Genomic DNA, 6,369 nt, shown 5'->3' with positions numbered 1-6,369 from the left:
ACGTTACTTTAATCAAAACCTCTTATCAGGTGTCCTAAATTAGTTGACCACTACACACCATTAACGGTGACTTGATGCACTAAGTCGCCGCCTTCGGTGACGCTTGCATCGCCAACGCTGACGGTCGGTTTGTCGCCTTCTTGCGGTGTTCCGTCTGCAGCGTCTTCATCGAAGATGGTGCCTGTGGCACTACTATCCGGTCCGATAGCGGCATTGCTTGGATTGCTGATATCCAGCACTAAGTCTTCTGATTGTTCATAAACATCATCATCCGCCACCGTAATGGTGATGACTGGGGCTTTGGTACTACCCGCTGCAATCTTGACGCTTGCGCCATTGGTGAGGAAGTCTTGGATCTCAGCTTGGGTGCCTAATGTCACTACAATGCCGTCTGAATTAGTGTAACTTATAGAAGCAACGTCCGCCGCTTCGATAGTGCTATTTACTGTATTCAGCTTAACGTCAACAATAGTGTCAAAGTTACTCAGATTATCTTGCGAGACATCAAAGATAAGCAAGTTATCGACACCTTCAGTGGCAGTATCTTTAGTGGCAGTAATAGATACTACTGGCGTATCATCGCCTACTGATGGATCTGCAGGATCAACAGGTGTTTCACCATCTGTGGTGCCATCATCATAGATGGTGGTGTTGACGCTGTCATCAGGGCCAATCGTTGCCGTACCTGAAGTGATATCAGTAACGGTCACGGTAAAGTCCTCGGGTCCTTCAAATAGGTTGTCATCTACAATCGGTACGCTGATGTCAACCGTAGTTTGACCTGCTGGAATGGTGACTTCTTGGGTGACAGGTGCGGTATAGTCAGCGGAACCTTCGGTGCTGCCATCACTAATGGTGACTTCAATCACCGTATCTTCCGTACTTGGGTTGCTAATACTTACGGTATAAGTCGCTTCATTGGCACTGCCATCAGCAGCGGTTTCATTCAAGCTGGTCGTGCCTGTGATGCTTACTACGCCTGGATAATCAACGGTAATGGTCGCTTGATTGGACTTTAATCCAGCATTATCAGAAACAACATATTCAATAGGTGTGGGATCATTGCTAAAACCTGACTCTGGTATAAAAGTGACTTTGCCAGTCGTAGGATCAACTATCCACTCACCTTCGCCAGGCATAGTGATGCTATTGACTTCATCACCTGTGGTAGGATCGATCAGCTTGACACTGGTAGGGTCTAAGTCGTTTTCAGGATCAATATCATTTGCAACTACGTCGATAGTGACAGGCTGACCTGTTTCACCTTTTACGACATCGTCTTCAGCAACAGGCGCCTGATTAACAGGAGGAGTGACACCACCACTATCGTTTGAGCTGCTACTACTAGCAGCGACTATACCAACCAATCCAACGCCAGCAGCCGCTGGTATCCACCAAGGTACAACTGCAACATACTCTGTACCGCCGAGCGCATGACCTTCAACATCACCTATTTCCAGTTGAGTTACATAATCATAAACCTCACCTGTATCTGGAATATAATGGTAATATTCACCATCTTCAGCGATACCAACTAATGCACTGTCTGGGTTATCGTAAAAACCTTGTATAATAAGATCGCTTTCTTGACCTTCTTCTTCAAATGAAACATGTAAGTCATTTTTCAGACGCTTAGTGATGATATGGTTAGGCGCTCGACCGATAGCAGTATCATGAAACTCATAATTCACCTTATCCATAGCTTTAATAATGGTAGGCTTACCGTCCTTGGTCACGACTTGTACTTGATCTATGGTTTGAGTCGCATCATTTGTCTTCACAATAATCGTATTCATTTTTATCTCTTATATTCTTCAATCAAAATTTTAAAACTTTACAGTCTTATGTATTAGGATGTCTAAATCGCTAAAAACTCATGGCTTAGCTAGGTTTTCTTCGACCACAGCAACCACTCGGCGATTGAGCTGCCTACCTTCTACTGTGTCGTTGCTTGCTCTTGGCTGCGACTCGCCATAACCAATGGCAGTTAAACGATCTTCTGCGACTCCAAACTGCGAGATCAATACTTCTTTTACCGCATTAACACGACGTTGGGATAAAGTTTGGTTATAGCTATCTTTGCCTCGGCTATCAGTATGCCCCTCGATGGTTACTACCGTATTAGGGTACTGGGTCATAAATTCAGCCAACTCAGCTACTTTGGCATAATACTCTGGCCGTACGACCGCCTTATCCGTCTCAAATAATACCTCAAGATCAATCGTCACTTTTTCAGTTAGCACTGGTGTTTCTTTTTCTACTGTTAAAGGTGGTATCACAGTGGGCATAGCAGCGACAGGTGCTGGGCAATTCGGTACGACACGACTAATTTGATGAGACTGATAGGACTTATTTGCTAATAGCGGTGATGCACTGTCAGGCGTTATCTGCGTCAGTGTGCTCTCGCCTGTTCCGTCCATTTCGACATAAAAAAAGTACGTTTGACCACCTTGTAACTGATAATCTTGCTTATCTGCCAATAAGTTATTATTTTTAAAACCAGTCGCCTGAGCACTCAACTGATTACTTCCAGTACAAGAGTCCACCACCGTGTAGTTGTTCGCATGCAAACTGACGTGAAACCTGTTGTTGATGGAGATATTGGTACTTGTTTGCTCAGAATGATTATCGTTCTTCCGTATAAATACTAATCGAGTCTTATCAGACGCCACTTCTTGCTTGAGCACCTCTTTGAAGTCAATACTTTTTTTATTGTTCCACATAACGCCATCAACATGCTGGGTATAGCCTTCACTATCAGCACCACCAATGACAGCACAAGAAGGCATACCAAGCAATGTTATTGGTAAAATAATAGCAACTATATTCTTTCTAAGTATCTTGTTCATAGTATTAACCAGACTTCCATTTTTTTGATAGGTAATATTTTTAAATTAACAAGCAGATGGATTTATATGTTGTTTTTCAATGACCCTGATAGCTATAGTTACCCCACTCTCAACTTCGAAAGTGATTGAAAAAAGAAGAGCACCTCACTAATCTATTGTTTTCGACCAAGAATACAATGGAGTTGTGAGATGCCCATAGACGAATTTATCATCAATATCTATTTAATGGTAGAGCAATATTACAAAATAGTCGTCACCAAACCCTTGCGAAGTGCAGGTTACGCGCCAAAGCTAAGTGATCCTGAGGTTATTTGCATGGAGATGGTCGGTGAATTTTTACACCTTGATCAAGACAAACAGATTTGGCAATACTTTACCCAGCATTGGCAAGACTGGTTTCCAGCCATCGGCTCATACCCTAACTTCGCAAAGCACTGCGCCAATCTGTGGCAAGTCAAACAGCAGATACAAGATAAAGTCAGTCAAATTGAAGGCCGTGACAACATTCATTTTATGGATGGCTTTCCGATACCCGTCTGTCATTATGGACGCGCTTATCGGCATAAAAACTATCAAGACTTAGCAGCTTTTAGTTACTGCGCCGCTAAGCAAGAGAGATACTATGGCTTTGAGGGACATTTGCTTGTTAATTTATCTGGCATGATTAAAGGCTTTACCGTTGCCCCTGCCAATGTTGATGAAAGAGCGGTTGCGCCTGATATTACTGACCATATCCATGGTTTGCTCGGTGCTGATAAAGGGTATATCAGCCCCAGTCTGACATCGTACTACGACGCTCAAGGAGTGGATTTACAAACGCCACTCAGAGCTAATATGAAAGAAGATAGACCCAAACCTGTGGTAAGACGGCTAATGAAAGCTCGCCGTATCGTTGAAACAGTCATTGGTCAGCTATCAGAACGATTTAATATACAAAGAGTGCGAGCAAGAGATTTATGGCATTTGTCTCATCGATTGATTCGTAAGATTCTGTCTCATAATCTATGCTTTGTACTCAACAAAAAACTTGGTAACCCGCCTCTTCAGTTTGATTTGCTTATTTCAAGTTGAGAGTGGGGTGAATTATGTATATACTTATGTAATGTTATATTATAACATTACAATTAATTTCAGTACTGATTTGTATTCATGTAACTTTTAATTTTGGTAAAACTATGTCTAAGTCATTCAATATCAATGAGTTAAGAGGTATTCATTACACTTCTACACCACCCTCCAATTTTAGTATCAAACATACAACGGTTATATTCTCAGTGACTGCTGCTCTAAGCATGGCAGGCTTACCTGTCATGGCGGCAGAAATTCAGTCAACAAACAGTGAGCTTACTACCTCTGCTGATAACGGGTTATCCGATATGACGATGCCCTCAACCACTTTAGATACGATTGTTGTTACCTCAAACCCTTTACTCCCGCAAGCAAATGAGATGGCTACAGCAACCAGCATTGTTACTGGTGAGGCGCTAGATTCTCAGGTCAACAGTACGCTTGGCGATGCATTGGCAAACGAGATAGGCGTATCTACTGACAGTTTTGGACAAGGCGCGAGTCGACCAATTATTCGCGGACAGAGCGCACCGCGTGTTCAAGTCATGCAAAACGGCTTGACTGTACAGGATGCTTCACAGATTTCTCCAGACCATCAAATATCTGTGCCCATATTGGGTGCAAGACAAATTGAGGTCATAAAAGGCACATCAGCGTTGATGTACGGTGGCGGCGCTATAGGCGGAGTGGTCAATATCGTTGACAACACCATTCCAAACCCGTCGTCACAGAAAAACCTAAACGGCAAAGTGTCGCTAATCGGTCAACAAGCCACCGATGGGTATCTTGGGTATGCAGAGCTCAATGGCGGTATCGGCGATAATTGGCTTTGGAGTGGGCGTTATCAAAAAACGGACAAAGGTAATATTCAAGTACCGCATTGGGACACGGATGAGATTAGCAACAGTTGGTATACTCAAGATAATGGCAGTATTGGGCTATCGTATGTGACTGATTTGGGTTATATCGGTGGTTCATACCAACGTCAGTCTTCAGAATATGGTCTGCCATTCCACGTCCATAGCGAATGCTCGCCTGATAGCAATAATCCTAACAGTCTTAGCTGCGCAGGTGAGCACGACCATGACCACGCTCATGGAGAGGCGCCTTATGTTGATTTGACTTCAGACGTCTATCAGCTCTATGCCGAGCGGCAGATACCTATGATAGGGGTTGATAATATCAATGCCAAGATTAGTTATACCGATTATCGCCATGATGAAATAGATGAAGGCGTGGCTGGCACTACTTTCAAAAACAGTGCCATCAGTGCGCGTACCCAAGCAACCCATGCAACTTATAAAACAGGCAATTTAGGGTTTATGAAAGGGGTGGTTGGCTTAGATTACACCAACAGTGAGTTTTCAGCGGTGGGACTAGAAGGTTACCTTCCAAAAACGGATCGTACTCAAGTGGGACTATTTTTTATTGAGCGACTCACGCCGAATTACCTTGGTGCAAAAATAGAAAATGTCGATAAATTTGCTGACAATACGTTTTCATCATCTGATGAACATGCAGGTCACAATCATGGTGGTAGAGCAGATTCTACTGATGAAAGCACTAACGCCATCGTCAGCAAGCAAGGAAGAAGTCCTTGGTACATCGAATTTGGCGGTCGTCAAGATTTTCAAAACCTGACTGATACCGAAAATAATATTGACAAAGCACATACTGGTACTTCTGTCAGCTTAGAGGGTGGTAAGTACCTTACGCCCAACACACAACTGTCTGCAAGAATCAGTCATTCTGAAAGACTACCCTCCTCACAAGAGTTATTCTCTAATGGTGCCCATCTGGCAACCAATACTTGGGAGCGCGGTAATGATCAATTAAAAGAAGAGTCAACCAATGGTGTAGAACTTACATTGCGCTTTGACAATGGCGATAGCTTTGAGACCAGTATTTCTGCTTTTTATAATGACAGCAAGGACTATATCTACGCTAAAACACAAGATGTCGTTACAGAAGGAGAGTCGGCAGGTTTTAGATTGGTTGACTACGTTCAAAGCGATGCCAAACATTATGGCGGTGAAATTCAATCACGCTATTATCTGAACAACAGAATCAGTATCGGCAGCTTCGCTGATATCGCATTGATAACGCTAGACAGTAATGATCTTACCAGTAAATATGCCCCAAGATTGGTGGCCCCTCGAATTGGTGGTGACATTACAACTCAATTTGGTCAGTTCGATTTGGTACTCTCTGGCTATCATCGCTTTGAGCAAGACCACATTGCTGACTTTGAGACCAATACGCCAAGCTACAACATGGTTGACGCCAAGCTTGTCTATCACAGTCCTAGCGCTTATGACTATACCGCCTTCCTTCAGGTTAATAACCTTTTAAATGAGCTGGCATACAATCATGCCTCCTATTTGGTTGAACACGTGCCTATGCCGGAGCGTTCATTGAATGCTGGGGTGACCTATCGTTTTTAACCGTCAGT

The 6,369-nt window shown here is 43.3% G+C and carries 4 protein-coding genes; 2 read left to right on the top strand and 2 right to left on the bottom strand.

Features of this window, described 5'->3' with window-relative positions:
- Positions 1–50 precede the first annotated feature (50 nt).
- On the bottom strand, positions 51–1,796 hold the full coding sequence (locus tag EI162_RS06595; RefSeq protein WP_192523587.1) for a Calx-beta domain-containing protein: 1,746 nt from the start codon (positions 1,794–1,796) through the stop codon (positions 51–53).
- A gap of 78 nt (positions 1,797–1,874) precedes the next feature.
- Positions 1,875–2,849, bottom strand: a complete 975-nt coding sequence (locus EI162_RS06590; RefSeq protein ID WP_192523586.1) for an OmpA family protein — start codon at positions 2,847–2,849, stop codon at positions 1,875–1,877.
- A 189-nt stretch (positions 2,850–3,038) separates the two neighbouring features.
- On the opposite strand from EI162_RS06590, the gene EI162_RS06585 reads away from it, so the two are divergent.
- Positions 3,039–3,920 carry an IS982-like element ISPsma1 family transposase gene (locus EI162_RS06585; protein WP_058199818.1) on the top strand — a complete coding sequence of 294 codons (882 nt, stop codon included), beginning with the start codon at positions 3,039–3,041 and terminating at the stop codon, positions 3,918–3,920.
- A 104-nt stretch (positions 3,921–4,024) separates the two neighbouring features.
- Positions 4,025–6,361, top strand: coding sequence for a TonB-dependent receptor (locus EI162_RS06580; RefSeq protein ID WP_225736921.1), 2,337 nt, complete (start codon positions 4,025–4,027; stop codon positions 6,359–6,361).
- The last annotated feature ends 8 nt before the right edge of the window (positions 6,362–6,369 follow it).

This window comes from Psychrobacter sp. FME6, assembly GCF_014861365.1.
In the GTDB taxonomy this organism is placed as follows: domain Bacteria; phylum Pseudomonadota; class Gammaproteobacteria; order Pseudomonadales; family Moraxellaceae; genus Psychrobacter.
Note: the sequence above shows the minus strand (reverse complement) of the source record. Positions and strands in the feature narration are given on the sequence as shown.